We start from the raw sequence: 26,463 nt of genomic DNA, 5'->3' as shown, positions 1-26,463 counted from the left end.
CTATCATAATCGAATACATTGATATTAGTTTTGATCAACAATCTATAAACCTTTTATACTTTATAAATGAATCAAGGGATAAAAAATATACATAAAAAAATGCTAAAAAAGACTATAGAGCTTATACTTTCTTTTCCTATTCACTTTTTTTATTAAGGATAATAAAAAATCCATTTGAGTTCAAATGGATTTAATATTTTCTAGGATTTGTTATAAAAAATTAAATGTTATGTTACTTTATTCAACTTTTGCTGTGTTACTGTTTGTCTTTAATAAATTTTTTTTAGAACTATCTTTTGATAATCAAACTTTTGTAACTTTATATGTTCCTTTTTCATTTGGATCACTACCATATCTTTGTTCTGAAGTAATTTCAAATGAAACATTATCATTACCTTGATCTAAATAATTTAAATAATAAGCAGTATGATTACTTTGAGTAATTTCAGATGCTAGTTCATCATATTCGCGATTTCCTTTATCTAATGTAAATTCAAGTCTATCTTTTTTTATTTTATCAAATGTTGTTTTAGATGTTCGTAATCTCAAGAAAAAATATCCATCTCTAAAGAGAAGGTTAACAGGAGTCAATTGTGATTGCAATTCAGTTCCCTTTTGTTCACTAGATTCAACATCGCTAGAATTTTCAACTTTTTCACCAACTTCCCCATTATTTTGTTGTTTTTCAGTACCATTATTTTGTGAATCTACTTGTGATTCCATTGGCTGCGCTGCTTTATTATCTTCACCACTTGCAGATTCTACACCATTTTGTTGTTCTTCTTTGGTGCTATCTTTTTGTGAATCTACTTGTGGTTTTGTTGATTCTACTTGCGTACTGTTTTCTTCAGCTTTTTCACCACTTCCAGCTTCTACTTCATCTTGTTGTTTTTGAGTATCACTATCTTTTTGCGAATCTACTTGTGGTTTTGTTGATTCTGCTTGTGCACTGTTTTCTTCAGTTTTTTCACCACTTCCAGCTTCTGCACCATTTTGTTGTTTTTCTTCAGTTAATGCAGGAATTTTTTCTTGTTCTTGTTTTTGTTCTGGAGTTGATTGGTTATCTTTTTGTGAATCATCTTGTTGTTTATTTGTCTCTACTTGCTCACTGTTTTCTCCAGTTTTTTTACTATCATCTTGTTGTTGTTCTTGTTTTTGTTCTGGAGTTGATTGGTTAGCTTTTTGTGACAAAGGCACAGCAATACCAGTGATTACTGAACCAGCAAGAACTGTAGAACCAGCTATAATTAATATACTTTTTTTAGTCATTAATCTCCTTTTTAACTTTTAAAATACTATTTATTTATATGAAACACACTATATGTGCATTTGGTTATTGTACTTTATATAAAAAAAAAAAAAGCAATTTGTGCCACTTTTTTCAAAATAAGCCGCAAGGCATTTTAAAAAAAAAAAAAAAAACTTGACAAAGTCAAGTTAATGTTAAAAAAAAGTAGAAAACATTTAAAGTTAAAAAAAGTTAATTAAAGATGGCTAACTTTGAAATATTTTATTGTAGGATAAATTACATCTACTCAAAATCTATATCTATATATAGATATAGATTTTGAAGTATTATAAAACTATATTTATTTATTATTTAAATATTTAATTAATAATTCAATAACAGATTTATAAGGTTATTAAATAAATAAACTATGTATAAAATAAGGAAATTAAAAAAGTTTTAGCTAAAAGCAATGATTTAAACTATCATAATTGAATACATTGATATTAGTTTTAATCAACGATCTATAAACTTTTTATACTTTATAAATGAATCAAGGAATAATATATATAAAGAAAAAAATGCTAAAAAAGACTATAGAGCTTATGCTATCTTTTCCTATTAAGGATAATAAAAAATCCATTTGAACTCAAATGGATTTAGTATTTTCTAGGATTTGTTATAAAAAAATAATATGTTTTTTATTGAACTTGTACTGTTTCGCTATTTTTCTCTAATAAATTTGTTTCAGAAGGATCATTTGATAATCAAACTTTTGTAACTTTGTATGTTCCTTTTTCGTTACTGCCACCATATCTTTGTTCTGAAGTAATTTCAAATGATACCTTGCCATTACCCTCATCTAAATAATTCAAATAATAAGAAGTAATGCCACTTTGTTGGCCTTCAGATGCTTGTTCATCATATTCGCGATCTCCTCTATCTAATGTAAATTTAAGTCTATCTTTTTTTATTTTCTCATATTCCTCTTTAGATGTTCTTAATCTCAAGTAAAAATATTTATCATTCTTAAATAGAAGTTGCACAGGAGTTAATTTTGATTTTAATTCTTTTCCCTTTTGTTCACCAGTTTCAATGGTTTCAGTCTTTCCAACTTTTTCACCACTTGTAGATCCTACTTCATCTTGCTGTTTTTTAGTATCACTAGATTGCGAATCTTCTTGTGATTTCATTGTCTCTGCTGCTTTATTATTTTCTTCAGTTTTATTATTTTCTTCAGTTTTTTCACCACTTCCAGATTCTGCACCATCTTGTTGTTTTTGAGTATCACTATCTTTTTGTGGATCTACTTGTCCCTTGTTTTCTTCAGTTAATGGAGGAGTTTTTTCTTGTTCTTGTTTTTCTTTTGGAGTTGGTTCGTTTGGTTTTTGTGAATCTACTTGTTGTTCTTGTTTTTGTTCTGGAGTTGGTTCGTTTGGTTTTTGTGAATCTACTTGTTGTTCTTGTTTTTGTTCTGGAGTTGGTTCGTTTGGTTTTTGTGAATCTACTTGTTGTTCTTGTTTTTGTTCTGGGGTTGGTTGGTTAGCTTTTTGTGACAAAGGCACAGCAATACCAGTGATTACTGAACCAGCAAGAACTGTAGAACCAGCTATAATTAATTTGCTTTTTTTTAGTCATTAATCTCCTTTTGATTTTTAAAATACTATTTATTCATATGACTATATGTGCATTTTGGATATTGTACTTTAATAAAAAAAAAAAAAAAGCAATTTGTGCCACTTTTTTCAAACTAAGGTGTAAAGCATTTCAAAAGGCGATAAAAAATATATATAAAAAATGCTAAAAAAGACTATAGGGCTTATACTATCTTTTCCTATTCACTTTTTTATTAAGGATAATAAAAAATCCATTTGAGTTCAAATGGATTTAATATTTTCTAAGATTTGTTACAAAAAATTAAATGTTATGTTATTTTATTTAACATCTTCTGTGTTACTTTCTTTATCTAATAAATTTGTTTTAGAACTATCATTTGATAATCAAACCTTTGTAACCTTGTATTTTCCTTTTTCTTTTGGATCACTACCATAACTTCGGTTTGAAATAATTTCAAATGAGACATTACCATTAGGTTCATCATAATAATTTCGATAATAAGAAGTATGGCCACTTTGTGGGAATTCAGATGCTAATTCATCAATTTTAAGGCCTCCTTTATCTAATGTAAATGCAAGCCTATCATTTTTTATTTTCTCAAATGTTGCTTTAGATGTTAGTAATCTCAAGAAAAAATCTCCGTTAAAAAAGTAAAGGATAACAGGAGTTAATTTTGATTTCAATTCAGTTCCCTTTTGTTCACTGGATTCAACAGCGTTAGAATTTTCAACTTTTTTACCAATTTCCCCATTATTTTGTTGATTTCCATTACCATTATTTTGTGAATCTACTTGTGATTTCATTGGCTCTGTTACTTTATTATTTTCTTCAGTTTTTCCACCACTTCCAGCTTTTTCACCATTTTGCTGTTTGTCTTCAGTGCTATTATTTTGTAAATCTACTTGTGGTTTTGTCTCTTCTTGCGCACTATTTTCTTCAGTTTTTTCACCGCTTCCAGCTTCTGCACCATTTTGCTGTTTGTCTTCAGTGCTATCTTTTTGTGAATCTACTTGTGGTTTTGTCTCTTCTTGCGCACTATTTTCTTCAGTTTTTTCACCGCTTCCAGCTTCTGCACTATTTTGTTGTTTGTCTTCAGTGCTATCTTTTTGTGAATCTACTTGTCCCTTGTTTTCTTCAGTTAATGCAGGAATTTTTTCTTGTTCTTGTTTTTGTTCTGGAGTTGGTTGATTAGCTTTTTGTGACAAAGGCACAGCAATACCAGTGATTATTGTACCAGCAAGAACTGTAGAACCAGCTATAATTAATTTGCTTTTTTTAGTCATTAATCTCCTTTTTGATTTTTAAAATACCATTTATTCATAGGAAATGCACTACATATGTATTTTGGTTATTGTACTTTATAAAAAAAAAAAAAAGCAATTTGTGTCCGCTTTCTTCAAATTAAGGTGCAAAACCACTTCAAAAAAAACTTGACAAAGTCAAGTTAATGTTAAAAAAATAGAAAAACATTTAAAGTTAAAAAAAGTCAAATAAAGACCATTAACTTTGAAATATTTTATTTTATTTGACATAAAATAATTTTAAAATCGCCAATACTTATTAACAATTTTATTTTATTGTAGGATAAATCACCTCTACTCAAAATCTATATATTCACTATGCATTTTGCCATCGTCATATATTTTAGGTTTTGAATCTTCTATTGTTTGCCTTTTGAGTTTTCCATCAGCATCTCTTAGATACAAGGCTTGAATATAAGGTATTAAATTATATTGAGATGTTACAAATGCCACTCCACGTGACAAGTAAGATGACATATTATTTTGATCATAATAAAGTTGGTTGGTGACATCTTTGTCATTGTCTAAGATAATATCTGAGTTAATAAATGCTAGTGAGCCATCTAAGTTATAAACTCCTGAGCCTGAAGCCCCAGGTCCGTTAGTTGCTAGAAAAAGTGGTCTTGGCACATTTTTGTTATCATATTTAAATTGAACACCCTTAAAAAAGTTTTTGGCATTAGCATCACCTGGATAAAATAAACCAATTTTGGCTGTATAGTCTATATCATCAGGTCTTCATTGTCGATCTGAAAATTTTAAGGGCTTAAATTTTGATATTTTTTCTCAAAAACTCTCAAAAGCTTTAAATTGTTCATTTAACTTTGTCATACTTTTTTCTCACTCAACTCTTTGGTATTGCGAAGGAAAATTTCAACGAGTTTTTGTTTCATCATAAAATTTTAATAATTGTTTTACATCTGATATGAAACTACTATATTTAAAATAAAAAGCAGCTACATCTTGCCCATGTGTATTAAAGTCAGCGACTTCAAAATATTTATCATAAAGATTTTGTAAATATTTAGTAATTTCTGCTGTGCTTACATTTTTAATTGATGGGTTACTTTTCCTTTTATCATAAGCATATTTTTGTTGCCAAAGTTTTATTAAAGTAATATTATTTAAAGTGTTAATTTTACCATTATCATATCATTTTAAAAAAGTGCCAAGTGATTTATTTATATAGTAAAGTTTACCATCAGAACTTGTGGTAATGGTATTCATACTATTTCAAAAATGAGCACCTAGATTTAAAACATGATAATTAGTTAAAAAAAGAGCCTCTCTATCACTACTATCTAATAAAATACCTGTACCTGTTGGAAAACGAACATTTCTTTGATAAATATTTTCATATTGTTTATCTTCATAAGGTTCGGATTTAAAGCCAACATACTTTAAATCTAAAATGCTTCTTCAACTATCTGGGTTTAAGTAAGAATTTTTGATTGCAGAAACACCATTATTTCCAAGGTTTTTATTAATTTTGTCTAATAAATAAATATTGAGATTATTATTTTGAGCCCCTAAAAACATAGAATCATTTTCAGATTTAATAACTCCACTTGAGTTATCTAAAGTGAATTTTCTATATCAAGAACTAAAATGCACATTTTGAGTAGTTGGTTTTGCATTAGATAATAAATCTGGTTTAAAATCATTTAGTGAACGTTCATTGATTTTGTCAAAATCTTTTTCAGGATCTAGTTTGTTAAATTTTTCACTTTCATTCAAAGTGTTTTCTAACTTATTTTGCTTGTATTTATTGAAATTTGAATCTGGATTTAGATTAGATCGCACAATTTGAGAGTCATTGCCTTCATCGCCTTTTTTTAGTTTTTTGAAAAGTCGAATTAGCATGCTATCATTGCTATCATCGTTGAGATTTTCTAAATTATTTTTCAAATCAGATTTGTTTGAATTTACTTGATTATTTTCAGGTTCTGGGTTCAAATTATATGGATTATTTAAATTTTTATCCGGCTCTTCTAAATAATGAAAAGGCCCTTTTACTTCATCTTCATTGTTTGAATCTATTGCAGATTTTTGACCATCATTGTTTAAATTGCTTGTTTCTGACTTATTTGTTTTCTCATCATCTTGCTTTGTTTTATTGATTAAATCATTATCTAAAGATGAATCATTTTTGTCACCTTTGTCAAAATCTTTTTGATTATCAATGTTAAGTTTTGGTTCATTTTTACTCAAATAAGTTGGTGATGAACAAGCAACCAAAACTGTACTAAGTGGAACTAAAAGTGCAAGGATAAGTTTCTTTTTCATAATAATATAATTATAAACTCTTTAAAAAAAACTAATAAAACATAGTTATTTTTTGCAAAATTGAATAAATAATCATTAAAAAACAATATTTTTTCATTTTTTTTCTTTATAATAGTTATATTGTTTTAAATTTATTAATTATTATTAAAAAGGAGGTTATATTATGACAATAGCCAAAACAAGAAAATTAGGTTTTTTTGCTGCAATGGCAATGCTTGTTGGTTCAGTTGTTGGTGTTGGTATTTTCTTTAAAAATGGTAGCATCTCTAGAGCAACTGATGGTAATGGGTATGCTTGATTGTTTGCATGAATAGTTGGAGGAATTATCTCCTTGATGGCTGCCATCAACTATTCTGAAATTAGCTTTTTAAAACCATCTAAATTAAACGGACTTGCTAATTGAGCATATCGTGCAGGTGGTAAAAAAGCTGGTTATGCCACAGTTTTTAATTATTCATTTTATTACTTAGTAATTTTGACACTTTTGCTGTCTATTATTGCTTCAGAAGTTACGGTTTTTTTTATTAATCAAGCTAGTGGTTATGAAATTAAATTACCATTTTGAGTTCATATTTTAATAGCCATAGGATTTTTACAGTTTTTCACAATATTAAACTGATTGTCTGTTAAAGCTTCAGGATATGTAGCTCTAACATCTACAATTTTAAAATTTGTTCCATTAGTTATAGCTTTATTTGCAGGTATTTTTGCTGCAACCACATACAATGATGGTGGACAAAGTGCTTTTGGAAATGACTATATCAATGGAGTAAAAGATGCAACTGGCCAATTTATTAAAGGCAAAGAGCCACATCCATTTGATTTTTCTAAATTAATTTTAGCTTTACCAGCAGTTTTATTTGCATATGACTCATTTTTATCAGTGGGTTCATTGCACAATAAAGTAGACAAAGCTGAAAAAAGAGTTCCACTTATTATTATTGTTGCAATGATTTTAATTGTTTCAATTTATACATTAATTGCTCTTTCATCTGCTTTACACTCAAAAGGTTCAATTGATGGACTAATTAGGGATGCCTTTCCTAAATCAGCAGCCAAACCTATTACAATTTTTGTTTTTGCATTTTTATTAATTTCCACATATGGAGTTAATAACTCAGTTAATGCGTTTTTTATTAATCAAATGAAAGATCTTGTTAATCTAGATTTAATTTTTGGTTCTAAAAAAATTAAACAAAAATTTGGAAAAGATAAAGCTGTGCTATTTTATTTAATTTTTGGTCTTGTAATGTGAGGACTTATAACTCTTATACCATCTATTGCAATTCCACTTCCAAAAGCAAATTCTGCAATAGGGCAACTTGAGTATGGATATGGTAGTGATGTTATTGCTGATGCAATGTCCAACTTTCCATCCTTAATTTTTTATGGATTATATATGGCTATCATGGTTTTATACATGGTTAAAAAATATAAAAATCCAACAAAATTACATAGCCAACTAACAGGCAAACCAATTAATAAAGTTTTATTTTGAACTTCAGGTGTTCTAGCTAGTTTATTAATTTTAATTGCTATTGTAGCTTTTGTTTATTCTCAAGTAGAAGCAGTTGTAGTAAAAACATTTGGGAACTCATCAGCTGGTATCTTTGAAGATAACGGTTTAATGTTGACTAATCTAGGTAGTTTCTTAATCTTTGTTTTCCAATTGATAGTTTTCTTTAGTTTTCCATTAATTAACTATTGATTGATTAAAAAATTTGAAAAAAGATGTGTGCTTTCAGAGTTTGAAAAAAATGTTGAGTTAGATTCAAGTAGTTTATCAACTGATTCTCAAAATAGCAATATAGTTACTAATGTAGTTAAATACTATTCATCTATTAACGATAAATAGAATTTGCTAATAAATGAAAAAAACCCAAAAAATTTGGGTTTTTTTCATTTAAAAATTATAAAATTAAGACATTTAGGAAAAATATGATACAAAAAGTTCGTGATTATACAACAAAAGAAACATTTTTAGAAAATATTAATGAAAAACTCAAACCTGTAGTTGATGCTATATTGGATGAAATTTGGAAAAAAAATGATTTTAAAACACTAAGATTTAGAAAAATATTAGCACTTAGTTTCACTGCTTTTTTTATACTTTTTTTAATAATTTCAGTATTTGTAATAACAACTTTTTCAACAGCTGCTTTAGCTTTATCTATTATTGATATAATTTTATTAATATCAGCTGTAGTATCTGGTATGTTTTGGCTTTGAAAAAGAAGAGATATAAAATATTCAATTCAGCGAGCGCTTAATATTCATCAATTATACAAATTAGCTTTTTCATTATTAAATGCAAATATCCAATATATTAATGAAGATATAGACAAAGATATATATAAACTCATGTATAAAGATATATATAAAGATATGTATGAAGACATAGAAGACATAGAAGACATAGACGAAGATTCTTTTCCATATTTAAGTCAATCAGAATTATCATTACATAATTTACTAATACGACGAGGCTATGATTTTTTTAAAAGTCATGGTTCAAAAAAACTTGTTTTACATTCAAAACATAATGCATCTTTTGAATGTGCAACATGAATAAAAGAAGTGGTTGTGCAAGATAAAATAGTTAGCACTTCTTATGCCTATACAACTGTTATTAAAATAGATACTAGTCAAATTAGAGATCCATTTGATTTTTTTATGTCTGAGTCCTCATTATTTGATTTTAGTAATTATGCTGGAATGAAAAAAATAAAATTAGAAAATTCCAATTTTAATAAAGAGTTTAATATGCGAGCATATAATGAATTAAAAACCTTTCAAATGTTGACACCACTTGCAATGGAAAATATGGTTCAACGAAAAATGGATAGTAATGGTGTTGATGTTAAGGATCTTAAAATTTTATCAACAGGAAATTTTCTTTATATTGGTTTTGTTACTAGAAAAGAAGAAGTGTTTCGTGATAGATTTTCATTTTTCTTAACACTTAATAAAGAAGTGATGAGTCAAAGAATAGTTGATCAAATTTCACAAGCAGTTTACAATATTTACTATCCAATTAGCATTATGCAGATTCCAATATATATAGATTAATTTTGTATAAATTATAAAAACCCCTTTAGAGAAATCTAAAGGGGTTTTATTTTATTATTTTTATTTTATTTTCTTTTTTTAACCACGGTATTCAGAATGGTTAGGGTTAAGTTGGTTTGAATGATTGTCTCTATCATCCTTATAAGAACTATTATTAGAATTCTTAACATTTGAGCGCTGATCATTTGGCCCAAGATTAAAACTAAATTGATAATTTTTCATATTTATTTTCCTTTCTATTAATTTTAAATAATTTATAATAATTGAAATTATCCAAAAACTAACTAATTAACCTTTGTATCTAGGATTATTAGGGTTTTTTTGGTTTGCGCGGTTATCATTATTATTTTTGTAATCACTATTATTAGGATTTTTAACATTTGCGCGTTGATCATTTGGACCAAAATATTTATCCATAATAATTACCTCCTTTCTTTTTTTAATTGTTGGCAATTAATTTAAATTATTGCCAATAATCAATATTTTACTTTTTTTTTTTTTTCAAAGCAATTTCTCTATTTTTATAATTATTGGAAAAATTAAAAGATTATTTGTAAATTTAAAAAATAAAAAAACTACAAATAGTCTAATTTTTTATTATTGTGGAAAATTTCTTCAATTTGTCCTGAAACAACAACTTGCTCACCATCGTAAATAACAACTTCTTGACCTGGAGTGACAGCTTCAAAGTCATCATAAAAAACTCAAAAAGTATTTTCATCAATAAGTTCAATTTTAACATTAACTGGTGTTTGACGATATCTAAATTTAGCCATTAAATTATTTGGATTAAAATTTTTATTAAGTAAATTCAAACTACTTGCAAGTAGTTTATTTGACAAAAGTCATTGTCTTTGGTTTTGTGGAGCAACATATAAAATTTTTTGATCTAATTTGTGGCCAACTACAAAATAAGGTTGGTCCATTCCATTGAGTCCCAAACCTTTGCGTTGCCCAATTGTAAAATACATTGCACCAGGATGCTCACCAATGATTTTTCCTGTAGTGATATCTACGATATCGCCTGGCATTGTTGGAATGTAGTTTTGCAAAAAATCTGTAAATCTTCGCTCTCCAACAAAACAAATTCCAGTTGAATCTTTTTTAGTAGCAGTTGCAAGTCCAATTTGACTTGCAATTTGGCGAATTTCAACTTTAGTTAAGTTGCCAAGCGGAAAAATTACTTTTGCAAGTTGTTCATTTGTAAGTTGAGCTAAAAAATAACTTTGGTCTTTATTTGTATCTTTCCCTGCAAATAACTTGCCATTTTCAACTCGAGCATAGTGACCCATAGCTATAAAATCAGCTTGATGTTCTTTGATTGCATAATTTAAAAAATGTTTGAATTTAATATTTTTGTTACACAAAATATCAGGATTTGGAGTTTTTCCATTTTTATACTTGCTAATCAAGTCAGCAAATACTTCGTTTCAATATTGTTCAACAAAGTCTACACGAAAAATGGGAATTTCTAATTGAGCAGCTACTTTTTGAGCATCAAGTCAATCTAACTCTTGCGGACATACATTATTTTGATAACTATCATTGCCTTTAATATCATTGTTAAGAGTTGAGTCTCAATTACGCATAAAAACAGCTATGACTTGATGACCTTGCTGTTTTAATAAGTGAGCTGAAACAGATGAATCAACTCCACCTGATAAACCTAAAACAATTTTAGCCATTATTTTTCCCTATTTTTTCCAAAATAGCTTTTTTGAAAAACAACAATCAATGCCTACAAAATTTTCAAAAAACCTTGCAATTTTTAGTAATAAAATGGCTCATTTTTCAAGTGCTAGATTGAATACTAAATAATTTAATAAACATTCTTCCAATTCCATAAGGCATCAAAAATGACAATACTATCATAATTAAATTTAATAAAAATAAAACAAACATTGAGCCACCAGAGTAGAAAAAAGGATGTAAAAAATTTAAAAAAGGATAGATAGTTACACCAGTATAAAAATAAATAACATCACCATTGTGAGCATATGTTTTGCTTAGTCATTGTTTAACTGTAAATACATATAATAAAGCACAAAATATTAAGTAAGCAAAAGAATATATTGATGCTAACAACATTCCTTTGGTGCTAATTTGATAATCTTTTCTAAATCAAAATAAGCTAACTATAGCCAAAATTGGATTTAAAAAATGGACAGTTGCTGTAGATAAAAGGTTTTCAAAACTAGAAAAATTAATGTGCCAAGCAATTACTGTTCAAAATACAATTAAAACCACAGTTATCATTGAAGTAGTTGCAAAAAGTAATTGAAATTTCTTTTTACTTCTTGTAAGCACATATGAAAGTAAAACAAACCCAAATAGTAAATTTGACTGATAAGTAAAATAAAAAATAGAACTAAGATTTCCAAAATAATTGGAAAAACTAATAAAATAATAAGCATCTACTAAAACAAACTCAACTTTGTTAGTTGAAATTGAATTAATAACTAAATATAAACTAATAGCAATAACAAATATTGCAATAAATAACGCATATTTGCGTGTTTTTTTTCATTTTGCTAGTACTTCTAACTTTTCTACTAAATAACTTTCATGGTTTTCCATAATTGTTTAATTATAATTTAAAATTTAAATTTATCTTTTTATTTATAGAAAAGTTAATATTATTTTAACTAATTTATCAATCAAGAATATTTGATATATATAAATGCATTAATTTTAAAAGCTATTGCCAAGATTTTAACTTTTTGTAAAAAAAAAAAAAAAAGTAAAAAAATATTTTGTTTTTTCTTATTTTTGGTATAATTCAAATCATTAAATTTGAAAGGAATTTTATGCAAGTACATCATTTTGATAATCTTAATGTTAAAAACAATCAAAATTTATTTGATGTTTTTGTTGTTGCTAAAAATTCCATTATTAACACAATTAATACACTAGATAAAATGTTTTGAACTATTAAAAAAACAATTATCTGACCATCTAGCCCTGAGTAGCTAAATATTTTTACAAATAGTTTCAGTAAAAAGGCAGGATGAAAATTCTGCCTTTTTACTTAAATTTAAATAAAGGAGAAAAAATGTGAAAGAAAATTTTTAAAAGCCCAGAAATAACTGAGCGAAATTATGTAGATGCTGCTAAAATTGACAAAAATGAAGCAGATATTGATGAAAACCAGATTTTTTATGTTAGAAAACCTAAAGTTCAAAAATATTCATGATTAAAATATATAGATTTTGATTCGTTTTTGTTTAGATTTTCAACAAAAATTTTAAAAATTTTTGTTGAATTCATAGTAGTGGCGTGAATTGTTTTGACTTTGGTGTTTTTGTTGATTGAATCCATTCCGGGTGAACCACACTTTTTAGATGGCTTGACAGAAGCTCAAAAAGCAGCAGAAAAACACACATATGGTTTGGATTTACCACTAGCTCAAAGATATTTTAACTATTTATGACACTTTATTAACTTAGATTTTGGAGTTTCATATAGTTTGAGACCACGAGTTGAAATTAATGACTTTATTTGACAAAGATTTTTAACTTCATTTTCAATTGGTATTTTTTCAGTTTTTTTAACAATAGCTATTGGAGTACCTTTAGGAATTGCTGTTGGTAAAAATCCGGGAAAATTTTTGGACAATTTAGCAACAGTGTGAATTGCAGTTTTTTCTTCTATTCCATCTTTAGTGTTTGCTTTAGTACTTCTTATTATTGGACAACGTTCAGGAATACCTTATATTTTTAACATTCAGGACTTCTCAACATTTGTCTTGCCAGCTTTAGCGCTATCAATTGGTTCAGTTATTAGTTATGTTCGTTATATTCGTTTTGAACTTAATAATGAACTAAATTCAATTCATGCTAAATTTGCATATTTGAAAAATTTAACTAGAAACCGTTTTGTTTGAACACACGCACTAAAAAGTTCACTATTTCCAATTGCAACATTTTTTCCAGCTGTGGTTTTAGGTTCATTTATTGGTTCAATTTTTGTTGAAAAAATCTTTTTAATTTCAGGTTCTGGTGGAATTATGATTGATGCAATTCAATCAAAAGATAATAATATCATTTTATTTTTAGTAATCATTTATTCACTTTTAACTATTATTTCATACACTTTGCGTGATATTAGTTATGAGTTGTTAGATCCAAGAATTCGTAGGAGAGCAAAATAATGTCAGTTACATCAATTAATGAGTATATTAAAAAAGATATTGCTCCAAATATGTTTTTGCAGCCAGTTGCTTATCAAATGTGAAAATTGATGAGTGCGCAAGCACAAAATTTGGATAAAAACTTTTTTGCACCAAAAATTGGAAGTTTTAAAGAATTTATCAACCGTTTTTCTCGTTCTTTTTCAGGTGTTTTTGGTGTTGTGATTATTGTATTTTTAATTTTATTTGCAATTATCATTCCTTTTACAACTAATTCACCTACAGAACTAAGGCCAACGCTTAAAAATAGAAACTATTTTGATCACAACTTTATTTTAGGAACAGATAGTCAAGGTCGTGATGTCTGAGCATTTTTATGACATGGCTTGCGTTTCTCATTGTTACTTAGTTTTGTAGTTGCACTTTTAGATGTGCTTATGGGTACATTTTTTGGTGTGCTAATGGGTCACTTTGATGTTTTTGATAAAATTTTTACTTTTATTATCAAAGTTGTTTCAAATGTGCCAACAATTTTAGTTTTAATTTTAATGACATTAGTTTTAAGACCGAGTTTTTGAGTTTTAGTGCTTTCATTTAGTCTTACTGGTTGAATTGGACTTGCCAACCAAGTTCGAGCTCAAATCAAAAGGGCTCGAAACTTTACATGAGTAACAGCTTCTAGGGTGCTTGGAACCCCATCATACAAAGTTTTATACAACTTTGTACCAGTTATTATCCCTCTTTTAATTACCAACACTGTCTTTGTTATTCCAGGAACTATTTTAGGTGAGACAGCACTTGCCTTTATTGGTTTATCTTTACCAAATGTGCCAACATTAGGGAATGCAATTAACTCAGGAATTCCAATTGTAACTTTATTCCCACGTTATGTTTTAATTCCAGCATTTTTACTAATTTTACTAACATCCTCAATTCAAATGATTGGTAATGCATTGCAAGATGCATTAAGAAGGCAACGCTAATGAATCACAAAGATAATACTATGTTAAATAAAGCTTTAGCTAAAAATGTTGAACATTTTGCTAAAGAATACAAAGAACTAAAAAATAGTTTAGAAAGTGGAAAATTTGAAGAAAAATTCCACTTACTCAAAGAAGAATTTTTAGCTCGTGAAGCTCACATTAAAAAACGCTATAGCACCAAAAAATCTTTTAAATGAGAAGATATTGTTGCTCGTGTTAAGGCTTATTTTCAAATTAGCCAAAATCGAAGAAATTTTGATTTTGCTAACTTTGCCAAAAATGCTCCAAAAAAAATGATTAATGGAAAAGAGCACACAGTGGTGGCTCAAATTGAAAATTTACATTTAAGTTTTTTGAATCCAGCCAATCCAAATATTCAAAGCAATGTTATTCGTGATACATCTATTGAATTTTATGAAGGTAAAATTCATGCTATCATTGGTGAATCTGGCTCAGGAAAATCTGTTATCACATCAACTTTATATGGTTTACCAGGTGATAATGCTGTTATTCAAAGTGGATCTATTAAACTTTTTGGCAATGAAGTGCAACACTTTACCTTTAGAGATTGGGAACTTTCCAACTATCGTGGCAAAGTGGTTTCAGCTGTATTCCAAAATCCAATGTCCACACTAAATCCTACTAAAAAAATTGGTCCACAAATTATGGAAGGTATGCTTTTAAATAAAATTGTTAAGGATAAAAAAGAAGCATATGAAAAGGCTATTCATTACTTGCAAATGACTAAAATTACTGAACCTGAAAAAGTTATGAAATTATATCCACACGAACTCTCAGGTGGAATGATTCAAAGGGTTGTAATTTCGGCAATTTTATCACTCGAGCCTAAAATTATTGTTATGGATGAGCCAACAACTGCGCTCGATACTACAGTGCAAGCTTTGGTGCTTGACATCATTCGAGACTTGCAAGCTCGCTTGAAAATGACAATCATTTTCATAACTCACGATTTAGGTGTGGTGGCTTCCCTTGCAGATTACATCACCATTATGTATGCAGGTCAAGTTATTGAAGAAGGGACTCGTGAAGAAATTTTACAATTTCCACAACACCCTTATACTTGAGGACTAATTTCATCAATGCCTGATGTCAACAAGGGAGAGCGTTTACAATCAATTCGTGGAGTTGTGCCATCTAGTTTAAACAATATTGTCGGTGATGCTTTTGCTGTTCGTAATGACTATGCTTTAGAACAAGATTTTTATGAAGAACCTCCTTTTTATCAAATTAGTCAAACCCATAGAGTCAAATCAGTACTATGTGATCCAAGAGCACCTAAAGTAAATCCACCTGCTATTATTGCTCAAAAATGAGCAAAATGAAAAGCAGCTAAAGGAGAAAATAATGTCTAAATATTTTTACCAACGCAAAACTAGTATTTTTGGTAGTTTTTTTGATAGATATTTTGCTCAATATCTTGGCAAATTTTTTCCAAAAATTTTTAACAAATATGAATATCGTCGCATTACAAATGGGACCGAAGAAATGTTAAATAGTGGTGATAATCCACTAGTTAGCTTTAAAAATATTGATATTATTTACGGAAGTGGTCGCCAAAAAAATAAAGTGATTCATGACTTGTCGTTTAATATCTATGATGGAGAAGTGCTTTCATTTGTTGGTGAATCAGGTTCTGGAAAATCAACTACAGGAAGTGCACTAGCTGGACTAGTTTCCCATCACTTTGGTCAAATTAAAATTGGTGATTTAATTTTGCCACAAAATAAATCAGATATTCGTGGCCAAATTTTAACTTCCCTTGTTAAAACAGTACAAATGATCTTCCAAGATCCACTTTCTTCGCTAAACCCTTATAAAAATATTTATACTGTAGTGACAGAAGGCATTGATAATTTAGAGATTAAAAATAAAGGTGCTATTAAAAATATCTTTTTTCAAAACTTTTTAGAATCTACTTTTTATCAAATAAGTCGAATTTTGAAGCAAAATTTTAGTTTGGATCAGCAACAAGCAAGTTATTTGAAGCAATCATTTTCTCAAAAAATAGCAACTAGCATTGAAGAAGGTTCAAAGTTTTTGTTTTCAGAACTTGCAAATTTCCTACAAGAGCAAAATGCTCTTGATTTGGAAATTCAAGATTTGCTTGAACAAAAGCATAAAGAATTTATTGAAAATCAAGACAAATCTACATCAAAATTAAAACGTCAACTAGTAGTTGAACTACTAGCTTCTGTTGGTCTTGATGAATCAGTGCTTGATCGTTTTCCACTTGAATTTAGTGGTGGACAACAACAAAGAATTGGAATTTGTCGAGCCTTACTTGTAAGACCTAAAATTTTAATTGCTGATGAGCCAATTTCAGCACTTGATGTTTCCATTCAAGCTCAAATTATTAACATCTTTAAAGATTTAAAAGAAAAATATAATCTTACAATTTTATTTATTTCTCACGATTTGAGAATGGTTGAATACATTTCAGATCGAATTGCTGTGGTTCATAGAGGACGCTTGCTTGAAATTGGACCAACTCAGGAAATTATTAATAATTTTTTGCACCCATATACTAAAAGTTTGATTGAAGCAATTCCAACCATTGAATCAAATCGCGAATCACTAGTTGGTTATATATATAATCCACAAGTTCACAACTATACAACTGAGAACCAACCACATTGAATTAATCTAGGTAATAATCATTTTATTTTAGCAACAGAAGAAGAAGTTGCTAAATGACAGAAAGGAGAATACTAATGAAACTTAGCAAACCGTTAAGTCGTTTTTTAATTGCTAGTGCTACTGTAGCGGCTAGCACTGGGATTTTGATTGCTGGAATCAAACTCTATTCTATTCACAATGAACTTGGTGTTTATCCAATCCAAATTAAAGATAAAGTTTCTGACTTTATTGCCAAAAAAGATCAAATTTCAGAAGCTGAATTTGTCAACACCAAAGGTGAAAAAGTTGCTCATTTTGATGTTAAGGCTTTAACTGATAAATCAGTTAAAGAACCTATTGTACTTGAGGATAATATCGAATCTAAGCAACGACGTTTTTCAACAGATGAGTTTGAAAAATGATTTGGCGAACACTACAATCGTCAAACTCCCATTTTTAATGTTCGCGTTGGTTTGATGAACTTTGTTAATGAGTATTGAGATGCACTAGAACCACAAGAGTTTTTAGAATATGCCTTGTGATTTGTTAATAATGTTTCTTGAGGACCAGATGCAATTAGTCTCCAACACTTTGCTCTTAAAAAAGGTGTGACACGTAAAGGAAATAACTTACTTTTAGGTCAACACTCAGGGCTACGTAAAGAAGAAACAAAAATCGATTTTTATCCTGATTCATTTTTTGGTTCATTTCCTATTTTTTCAAAATTAGCAGGAAAAGGAAATGCTCTTGATAATTTAACTTATAAAATTTTTAGTAATCCAATTTCCAAATCTGCCCTTGATGAATATTTGGCAACTATTCCTCAAAAACAAGTGCTAGCAAACTGGGATAAACGAGATAATGTTGCTGGATTGGCTGGGATTAGCTTGCTTAAAGGTCAAAAAGTTTATAAATATAATCTCCTCCAATTGTTAGCGCAAACAGTTGGAATGTCTAGCCCAACAGATACAAAAACATCAAGTGCAAAAAAAATAGCTAAAGAATTTGATAAATTTAGTAGATATAATTTCATAGTTTTTGACTATCCAGGTCAAACATTAGATCAAGTAAAAGAAAAATTTGAAGCTGCAGCTCTTTTAGTTGCTAATAAGCTAAGTTTACAATTACCTAGTGGTTATCAATTTCAATTTGATGATTTAGAACTTCAACCAAAAACTATTGCTAATGTTGAAATTCAAAGAGGTATTGATAAATACACAACTAATACAGGGAATGATAATTTTCCACAAGGTATTTTAAAAATTAGTTTTGAAAAAAGTGGTGATCAAACAACAAATGATACAATGGGTCTTTATTTAATTCATAATTTTAAAGATTCAACAATGACTTTAGAAATTGCTGAAATGGCAGCTGCTATTAAATCTAAAGTAGATGAAATTGTTAAAGATGGTTTTTATGACTTGTATAACATTCATCAAGGTGATGAAAAACAAATCGGACTTTATCAACAAAGTCCTGATGAAGTAAGTTTTTTCGCTATTGACAATGAGTGAAATCCTAGTCCAACCACTTATGCACAAAATGAGTACTTAAGTAATTTTGACTCTAGTTTGTGAAGTGTTTGAACTGTTAAAAATTTGGAAAAAGTTAGTCCAACTATTTTAAAAGTCAACTTACAAAAAGGTGATGAAACAACTTCAGTTCAAAGTAAATCAATTACTTTTGACCTCGATCCTAAAAAACCAGATTATAAGAAACAACTACGTGAATTTAGTTATTTTAAACAAGCAATTAATTGATTTGATCGTTCAACTCCAAGAATAATTCAAGAAGTTGACCAACTTGTAAATGGTAAAAGTGAAACATACTACCAACTATATGCTGATGTATATGATGGGCTTATTGACACTGTTTTAACCAACAAACCATTAACTGGAGAACAACTTCAAGGAACATATTTAACTAAAACAGTTGATCCAAAAACCGGGATGCTTTCTTATTCAAGTCAAAAAGGACAATATATTGGATTTTCACCAACTAGTAGAATTTCCTATATTTCTTTATTAAAAGCATCATCTCCATTTTTCAAAACTACTGGAATTAATTATCTAAAATATGTTGGAACTCACGAGTATGGTCACCACCAAACTCTAACTTATGCTCAAGACAACTCTGATCCATCAACTAATGTTATTCTTAATGCACTGTCAACAATTACTCAACCACAAGTGCAATCTTTTTACAATCTTAGAACCTTGCAACTTTACTTAGATGCTCGTTCATCAGGTCTTAAAATTCGTCGAAGTGATCCTGATTTGAATAGTTCACTAACAGGGGTTTTTCCAAACTTTAGTTATAAAAAAGGTGGGGAAAATAGTTTTGAAACTGAAAAAGAAATTTATGGATCAACACAAAACCAAGACATTGGTGTTTTATTAGCTGATCCAACCCGTCGTTTTTTGCAAAGTTTTAATGGACTAAAAAAAGCAGCACAATTGCGTAACTTAAAACTTTATGACCTTTTCTTACTAAACTCATTTGACACAGAATCTGGAACAATCAACCCATCAACCGAAGACAAAGCTGAATATTTCCGTCAAAGTCAAAAATTACTCAACTCAATTGTGCCAGGTTCAGTTCCTAATGCTTCACAAACTAACATTCAAAACCAAACTAAGACTTCACTTAGCCCATTTATTAGTGGTTCTGATATCAAGGATCTTTATACCCACTCTATCACAGATGGAAAAGGAAATCAAATTCAATTTGATGAAAACAATAAACCCATTATAGCAACTTATACTGTAAATTCAGATGGAGTCACGTTTAGTAATTTAGATGTGAAAGTTTTTTATCCAAATGGTAAACCAGTTATTGATGTTAAGACTTTTAAACAATCAAATAGTTTAGCAGAATTAACTCAAGCCATATCTGCAGTTCAAGAATCATTTTTAAGGCAATTAGTTGTTAAATTTTCTGACAATGGTTGAAATGGTACTTCAAACACCAACACAAGTAATGTTGAAAAATTTAGAGTAAACAGTCAAGAATGATCTAACATTTTAACTTCACTTCTTACAAATCCTGTTGAAAAATATGCATTTTTAAATAGTGTTTCAACAAATAACAAAAACAATGTTACATTTGAATTAGCAGATCATTTAGTGCAAGATCTTGACATTGAAAAGATCTTATCTAATAAAAATGAAAAAACAGATCCAAAAAACACAAAAGAAGAAAATATAAAAGAATTGTTCCAACAATTACAATTAAATGAACAAGAACGCCAAAAAATAGAAAGTATTATTCAAAAAAATACAAAATTAAAAGATAAAAATAAAATTATTGAATTTTTTAAGAAAAAACATGATGATGTTATTAATCAATTAAACACTCAATTGAAACAAATTCAAAATCAACAACAAATTGTTAATACAACTTCAGTTCAAAGTAATAATCTTTATGATGAATTGAAAAATATTGGTGATATAAAAAATTCTTTTTATCAAAAAATTAGTGATGCTATTTTTGAAAAATTATCTAAATATGTAAGTGCTTTTGACAAAGAAATTAATTTATTAGAATTATCTAAGGTATTATTAGACCAAGATAAACACACACCAACTCAAACAAGGTCTACTAAAAATGGTCAAGAGATTACAGCTAATAAAGAAATAATAAAAATTGTAACTATTTCAAATAAACTAATTAATTTATTTAAACAAAAATTATATCAAGAAGTTGCTAATAAATTAGATACACTTTTAACTTTTAAAGTGAATGGACAAACACAAAAAGCGCCTAATTTATTACAACAATTAAAAAAAGATATTTTAGCAGCTGGTGATGCTGGCAAAACTAGTGATGAGTATCATAATGAATTATTTAGATTTCGTAATTCTATTGAATTTGGTTCAATTCCATATGCCAAAATTATTGATGTAAATGGTAAAACTTATTATCAAAATCCAAAATATGATATTTTTGTTAACATCAATAAATTGGATGAACAAGGTAGAATTATTCGTTCACAAGGAACAGCTACAATTTCAGATAATTCAGAAACTGATCCAAATTCATATGATAAACCAGTTCATAAAGCACCACTTGCAACTTTATTAAAACTAGACAAATTAGATACTTTAGGTGGACTTTTTGGAATTGCACGAGATTTTACTTTCCACAAAAGATCCAATTCATCAGAATTAGATAAGTCTAAAATTTATCTAGATGCTTGAGATTCAGAATTATTTGGGTTTGATTACAATCACAACTATTTTGTTAACCAAGCTGGAACCACTTCATTTAGCAAAATGAGTAGTTTTCTAGACTTTATTTCAATTGATCCGTTTATGATGACAATTGAAAAAGTAGATGATGACTATGTTCGTAATTGAAATTTAGACTATACAATGACTAAATTTGATTTATTTAGTTATGCTTTTGACAAACTTAGTCAAGAAAATAAAACAACAACAAGCAAACCAAGTGAATCAATTCAAAATTCAACAACACTAATTGATAAATTAGCAAGTATCTTTAATCTTGATAAATCTGAAATTCAAACCAAAGTGCAAGGTTTTGCTAACACTTTGATGAATGCATTTGAGCAATCAACTTTAAACTTACTATTTAAAAATCCTGATATTAACAATAAAAATATCGATCCATTATTCTTGTCATCAGTTGGATTTAGAGGATTTACCACTTATAAAGGGAATCCATCGGATGACTCAAGTAGTTTAACTACAAAATTTGGCCCATTCCATGATCTTGAACAAGTAAAAAGCGGCTACAAAACAACTGCATTTAGATATAGAGCAATTAGTGATGTTAACTCTGTTTCATTTGCAAGTGAATCTTTTGTTGGTGATGATTTAAATAATTCAAATAAATCTCAAGTATTTAGCTGAATTAAAGATTTTCTAAATGAAAATAGCATCAAATATAATGATATTAGTCTCTATATGTTGCAATATATTGTTGGATCTAAAAATTACTTTGCGCCAGGGACAAACCAACCAATCCTTTATACTCAAAGTGATATCGAACTAACAAATTTACGTACTAAAAATCAAAATAGATCAGAGGCTAGACCTGATGATTATTTCTCAAACTATGTTTATAATTTCCCAGAATCATTAACTCGTGATTTTGTGCAAATTCACTATGTGCCAAGTCAACAAAATCTTGATAATCTTCCAAGTGCATTTTCTAATATTTCTGAAAATAACACAGGAAATGAATATTTTGTTGATGGCAGTTTAACTAAACGTTGATTCCGTTCATATATGCCAGTTTTCGATATTGGTCAAGGACGCAATCAAACTACAATAACTCCATTTACTAATTTTTATTTAACATCTTTAGTTGCTGGTTTAAGCGCTCAAAAACTTAACAACTTATATGACTCACTTAAAGAAATTTTCGAAAAAAGTCAAAAAGAACAAGTTTATAAAGCAATTAGTGATCTCCAAGTTGAAGGTCAAAAAGAAATTAGCGCTATAACTGGTAATTTTGCTGGAGATAAATATATTGACAAAGTTTTAGCTGAAAACAAAGTTTTAGAACAAAAAGAAAAAATAGCTAAAAATTTTGGAAGCAAAATTGATGAGATGGCAGGTCCTATCAACATTGCCCTACAATTAGCAATGACTAAATTCCAAGGCGAATTGCAAAATTGACATAACTATTATGATAGTACTATTTCACCATTTATTCGTGACGGAATTTGAAGAACAGGGTATATTGGTCAAAACAATTCAACTAATAATGGATTTTTCAAGGATCGTTTCCAAAGAAAAGTTCTTGATTGACAACTCTATGATGAAAATCGTAATCCTGTACATGATGACACACTTTCAATCACTGACTTGCAAGGTCAAACAGTTACCAATCGCCCAGCAGCCTATTGATATTACTTATTAAAATCAGAAGGTATTGGAGAAACAACAGTTAGTGGAATTTGACGTGATTCTCAACGTGATCAAGTTGTTTTATGAGGGTTTGTTAAAAAAGATGAAGCAAGTAAAATTAAGTATTTAACTTTCGAAGACCAATCTGGACAAAAATTCAATATTTCAGTAAGTACTAAAAACAATGATAATTTATTTTATCTCAAGCGTCAGGCAGATCCATCTACAAAATGAACTTTAGCTGATGAAGGTTATACTAGTTGAATTACTTCATGAAGTATAATTGGTGATTTTAAAAATGCTTTATTAAGACCAAATGAAAGTGGTTCGCGAGAATTTAGAGTTTACTTTAGTGATGCAAATAACAAAGAAATTCCTGGTTTACTTGATTTAGGGCACTATGAATTTGTGGCTGAAAATGGTAAAAACTATAACACAGCACCAACATTTTTAACTAAAAAAGGAGAGCAAACATATTTTGTCGTTCGGACACAATTTAGCTAAAATATGAAAAAGTTGTTTAAAAAGTCTTTATTTTTTATTAGTTCTTTAACTCCAGTAATTCTTTTGGCGAGTTGTGAAACAGTTACTGAACGAAATCGTCAAGAATTTGATTTTGGAATCGCAATTCCTCCAATCAATGACCTTAACTATGTGACTAACAAATCTTCAGAACCAATTATCAAATCACTTGTTGAATCATTTTTCAAACCTGGTCCTTCTGCTGGTTCTAGTTATGGAGCAAAATTAAATTTACCCACTTCATCAATTACTACATATAGTAGTAGTGGAAATTACACTACTGCATCTGAAATTCTTGACCATATTGATACCATTAAAAGTGACAACGCTTCTTACAATTTAACAGATTGAGGACTTACTGTTGGAACAATAAATCCTGGAACTGATGGCCACTTTTCAACTATAGAAAATAACTCTGGTGGTGAAGTTACTGTAACAATTCCACTTAATAAAGGAGCTTCTAAATGGTCAAATGGTGATGAAGTAACTGCTCAAGACTACATTGATTATGTTTTATATGTTTTAAATGCTAATGTAGCTTCACCAAAATTAATTGAAGTTTTATCAGTTAATATCAAAAATGCTCAATCACTTGTTTCATTGCAACAAGACTATGTTAAAAAGTTTGGTAATTTATATGCCAATCCATTTGGTCAACGCAAATTTGTTAAAAATAAAGATGGCGAAATTGTTCAAGATTTATCAAAAAAGGTCTTTCAATCACAAAATCCAGGTGATCAAGAATATGTTGACAGGTTCAAAAAATTAATTCAAGGTTTTGGGATGTACACAGGTAGAATTTTCATGGAATATACCAATGCTGAAATTGTGAAATTAATTCAAAAATATGCTGTTTATAATCCTAATTTTAATTACAAAAGCACTTCGTTTTTCAAACTTGTTGATGGCAAACCAGTTGAAGAAAAATTAACTCATAACCCATTTTTAGATCCAAGGCAGGTTTTTGTTGGTCCACAATTGCGAGCAAAATATGACTTCTTGCCAAAATCAGGTTATGACTTACGAATTGAGTTTGAAGACTATGGAATAAAACAGTTTTCAAATATGTTCCAGCAAGTATTGTATCCAAAAATTTTGTTGCCAATTAATAGAAAATTTGTTGAATACACAGTTGGTGGAATTCGTAATTTTGGAACAGATCTAAGCAAATTTATTTGAAATGGGCCTTTTGACATTTCAGATTTAAGCTTGGGCCAACAAGGTTATATGATTTTGAGTAAACGCCAAAGTTATTACTCATCTGATAAGACAGTGCCAAGTAAAATTAAAGTCTTTTTTGCCGATCAACCAGAACTTCTATCTTCATTATTTAGTGATGGTTATATTGCAAAAACTCGAATTCCTTCGAGTTTTCAACGTAAGTTTTGGTCTGATGCCAAAACTCGTCAATATATGACCAAACAGCAAGGTTATGGAACTATTGGAATTCAAATTAACCTCGACAATGTCAAACGAGGAAAATCACCACTTCAAGATCCTGATTTAAGAAGAGCTTTATTTTATAGCATTAACCGAGTTGATATGTTAAGACTATATGGTCTAGATTCATCTTTCCCACAAACAACTTGAACTAGTCCTGATAATATTTCAACAAATAAAGGTTATCCATTAGAAACTTTCTTTAGTGGTAAATATTACTACTCGGAAGATAAAGATGCTAATGGAAATTTTAAGAAATTTCCAATTTCATCTGAAAGCTATCCATCACACCTTTCCAAAGCTGTTTGATTTGAGTCTGTGCCACGAGTTGACAATTCATATAATTTAGATGTTGCTAACTTTTATTTAAATAGGTTCAAAAAAAATCACCCAGAAATCAAACATGTTAAATTAACCTTTATTTATAAAGAAAACAACGAAGAAAATGCAGCTATTGGACTTCAAGATGTGCTTTCTCGTCAAACTAATGGTTTTATTGAAATCGATCCAATTCGATTGCCAGATGGAATTTATTACCAACGTTTAATTACTGGTGATTTTGATCTTACTATGAAAAACTTTGACTTTTTCAACATCGGTGGTGGTGAACCTCAGAGTTACATTAGAGCATTTTTTAACACGGATGAAATTAGTCCTCTTGATAGCAAACTAATTGGTTTTGTATATAATCCATCAGGTTCATTAACATATAATAGTTGATGATCAAGTTTAACTAAAGAACAACAAGATGCCGTAATGAACAGGCTTAGAATTAGTGATTTTTTTAGAAAAAAATTCGAAGAATTAATTCAGCGTAAAGTCAAACTTGATGAAAATGGTAAACCAAAAATGCACAAGGTGGCACTCAATAAAGAAGGAACTAAATTTGCCACTGATTTAAATGGTAAATTTATTATGGAACCAGAATTTGTTGAAACAAGTGATGACTATAATAAACGAATCAATAACTTTTTCAGTGGTAACTTTACAATTGAAGAAAAAGAAGCTGGATGAACTCAAGATAATGTCTTTAAGTTTGTTGCTATTTTTGAAGAAATTATTCGTGAGTTTGTGCCAGTTATCCCACTTATGGAAGTTGATACTTTCTGACTTATTGATAGAATTCGGGCAGGTAATGATGGTTCATTCCAATATGCCTTTGATGTTGAAAATATTAAAAATAGTTTTATCACACCTGAAGATGGTAAGGAATAAAAAAATAAAACTTTTAATAAAAACCACTAAATATAAATAGTGGTTTTTTATTTTAAAATAACAAATATTTTTTACTTATTTAGTTTGTTAGCATTTAAAAAATAACTTTAAAAAGCTTAAATAGTTTTGTAAATTTAATTCTAAATTTTAAAATTAAAAT

At 28.7% G+C, this 26,463-nt stretch carries 17 protein-coding genes; 9 read left to right on the top strand and 8 right to left on the bottom strand.

Annotation, left to right across the window (positions count from 1 at the left end; genetic code table 4):
• Positions 1-237: 237 nt before the first annotated feature.
• The 4 genes from MYB_RS01840 to MYB_RS03110 form a co-directional block, all read right to left on the bottom strand.
• Positions 238-1,269, bottom strand: coding sequence for a hypothetical protein (locus MYB_RS01840; protein WP_022935701.1), 1,032 nt, complete (start codon positions 1,267-1,269; stop codon positions 238-240).
• Between the two features lie 660 nt (positions 1,270-1,929).
• Positions 1,930-2,793 carry a hypothetical protein gene (locus tag MYB_RS01835; RefSeq protein WP_038556495.1) on the bottom strand — a complete coding sequence of 288 codons (864 nt, stop codon included), beginning with the start codon at positions 2,791-2,793 and terminating at the stop codon, positions 1,930-1,932.
• A 369-nt stretch (positions 2,794-3,162) separates the two neighbouring features.
• Entirely contained in the window at positions 3,163-4,128 is a 966-nt protein-coding gene (locus tag MYB_RS01830; RefSeq protein ID WP_025279627.1) for a hypothetical protein, read from the bottom strand.
• Between the two features lie 312 nt (positions 4,129-4,440).
• Positions 4,441-6,432, bottom strand: coding sequence for an Mhp366/Mhp367 family surface (lipo)protein (locus tag MYB_RS03110; RefSeq protein WP_022935657.1), 1,992 nt, complete (start codon positions 6,430-6,432; stop codon positions 4,441-4,443).
• A 163-nt stretch (positions 6,433-6,595) separates the two neighbouring features.
• Here MYB_RS03110 and MYB_RS01820 point away from each other — a divergent pair, with 163 nt between their 5' ends.
• Positions 6,596-8,287: an APC family permease gene (locus tag MYB_RS01820; protein WP_022935656.1), complete on the top strand. Its 1,692-nt coding sequence runs from the start codon at positions 6,596-6,598 to the stop codon at positions 8,285-8,287.
• An 83-nt stretch (positions 8,288-8,370) separates the two neighbouring features.
• Positions 8,371-9,501: a DUF3137 domain-containing protein gene (locus tag MYB_RS01815; protein WP_022935655.1), complete on the top strand. Its 1,131-nt coding sequence runs from the start codon at positions 8,371-8,373 to the stop codon at positions 9,499-9,501.
• A 78-nt stretch (positions 9,502-9,579) separates the two neighbouring features.
• Here MYB_RS01815 and MYB_RS03245 read toward each other — a convergent pair whose 3' ends face one another.
• The 4 genes from MYB_RS03245 to MYB_RS01805 all read right to left on the bottom strand — a co-directional run bounded on the left by MYB_RS03245 (position 9,580) and on the right by MYB_RS01805 (position 12,078).
• On the bottom strand, positions 9,580-9,723 hold the full coding sequence (locus MYB_RS03245; protein WP_169728041.1) for a hypothetical protein: 144 nt from the start codon (positions 9,721-9,723) through the stop codon (positions 9,580-9,582).
• A 66-nt stretch (positions 9,724-9,789) separates the two neighbouring features.
• The gene (locus MYB_RS03295; RefSeq protein ID WP_022935654.1) at positions 9,790-9,918 is read right to left on the bottom strand and encodes a hypothetical protein; all 129 of its coding nucleotides are present in this window, start codon (positions 9,916-9,918) and stop codon (positions 9,790-9,792) included.
• Positions 9,919-10,076: 158 nt separating this feature from the next.
• Positions 10,077-11,186, bottom strand: coding sequence for a tRNA 2-thiouridine(34) synthase MnmA (gene mnmA, locus MYB_RS01810; RefSeq protein ID WP_022935653.1), 1,110 nt, complete (start codon positions 11,184-11,186; stop codon positions 10,077-10,079).
• Positions 11,179-12,078: an MAGa3780 family membrane protein gene (locus MYB_RS01805; RefSeq protein WP_022935652.1), complete on the bottom strand. Its 900-nt coding sequence runs from the start codon at positions 12,076-12,078 to the stop codon at positions 11,179-11,181. Before MYB_RS01805 ends, mnmA begins: the two co-directional genes overlap by 8 nt.
• A gap of 230 nt (positions 12,079-12,308) precedes the next feature.
• Between MYB_RS01805 and MYB_RS03235 the strand changes: the two genes are divergently transcribed.
• From MYB_RS03235 to MYB_RS01775, 7 genes are all read left to right on the top strand, one after another.
• Entirely contained in the window at positions 12,309-12,470 is a 162-nt protein-coding gene (locus tag MYB_RS03235; protein WP_022934720.1) for a hypothetical protein, read from the top strand.
• A gap of 83 nt (positions 12,471-12,553) precedes the next feature.
• A complete protein-coding gene (locus MYB_RS01800) occupies positions 12,554-13,651 on the top strand; it encodes an ABC transporter permease (protein WP_084626657.1) in 1,098 nt (365 codons plus the stop codon).
• Positions 13,651-14,613: an ABC transporter permease gene (locus MYB_RS01795; protein ID WP_022934722.1), complete on the top strand. Its 963-nt coding sequence runs from the start codon at positions 13,651-13,653 to the stop codon at positions 14,611-14,613. The genes MYB_RS01800 and MYB_RS01795 overlap by 1 nt, the downstream gene beginning before the upstream one ends.
• A gap of 158 nt (positions 14,614-14,771) precedes the next feature.
• Complete coding sequence (locus tag MYB_RS01790; RefSeq protein ID WP_027121641.1) at positions 14,772-15,986, top strand: ABC transporter ATP-binding protein; 1,215 nt, start codon at positions 14,772-14,774, stop codon at positions 15,984-15,986.
• Entirely contained in the window at positions 15,979-17,346 is a 1,368-nt protein-coding gene (locus MYB_RS01785; RefSeq protein ID WP_051122411.1) for an ABC transporter ATP-binding protein, read from the top strand. The genes MYB_RS01790 and MYB_RS01785 overlap by 8 nt, the downstream gene beginning before the upstream one ends.
• Positions 17,346-23,630: a PDxFFG protein gene (locus MYB_RS01780; protein ID WP_025279625.1), complete on the top strand. Its 6,285-nt coding sequence runs from the start codon at positions 17,346-17,348 to the stop codon at positions 23,628-23,630. Before MYB_RS01785 ends, MYB_RS01780 begins: the two co-directional genes overlap by 1 nt.
• Before the next feature lie 3 nt (positions 23,631-23,633).
• Positions 23,634-26,303, top strand: coding sequence for an ABC transporter substrate-binding protein (locus tag MYB_RS01775; protein ID WP_022934725.1), 2,670 nt, complete (start codon positions 23,634-23,636; stop codon positions 26,301-26,303).
• Positions 26,304-26,463: the final 160 nt, after the last annotated feature.

This window comes from Mesomycoplasma bovoculi M165/69, from assembly GCF_000524555.1.
In the GTDB taxonomy this organism is placed as follows: Bacteria; Bacillota_I; Bacilli_A; order Mycoplasmatales; family Metamycoplasmataceae; genus Mesomycoplasma; species Mesomycoplasma bovoculi.
This window is presented reverse-complemented; position numbering and strand designations above follow the sequence as displayed.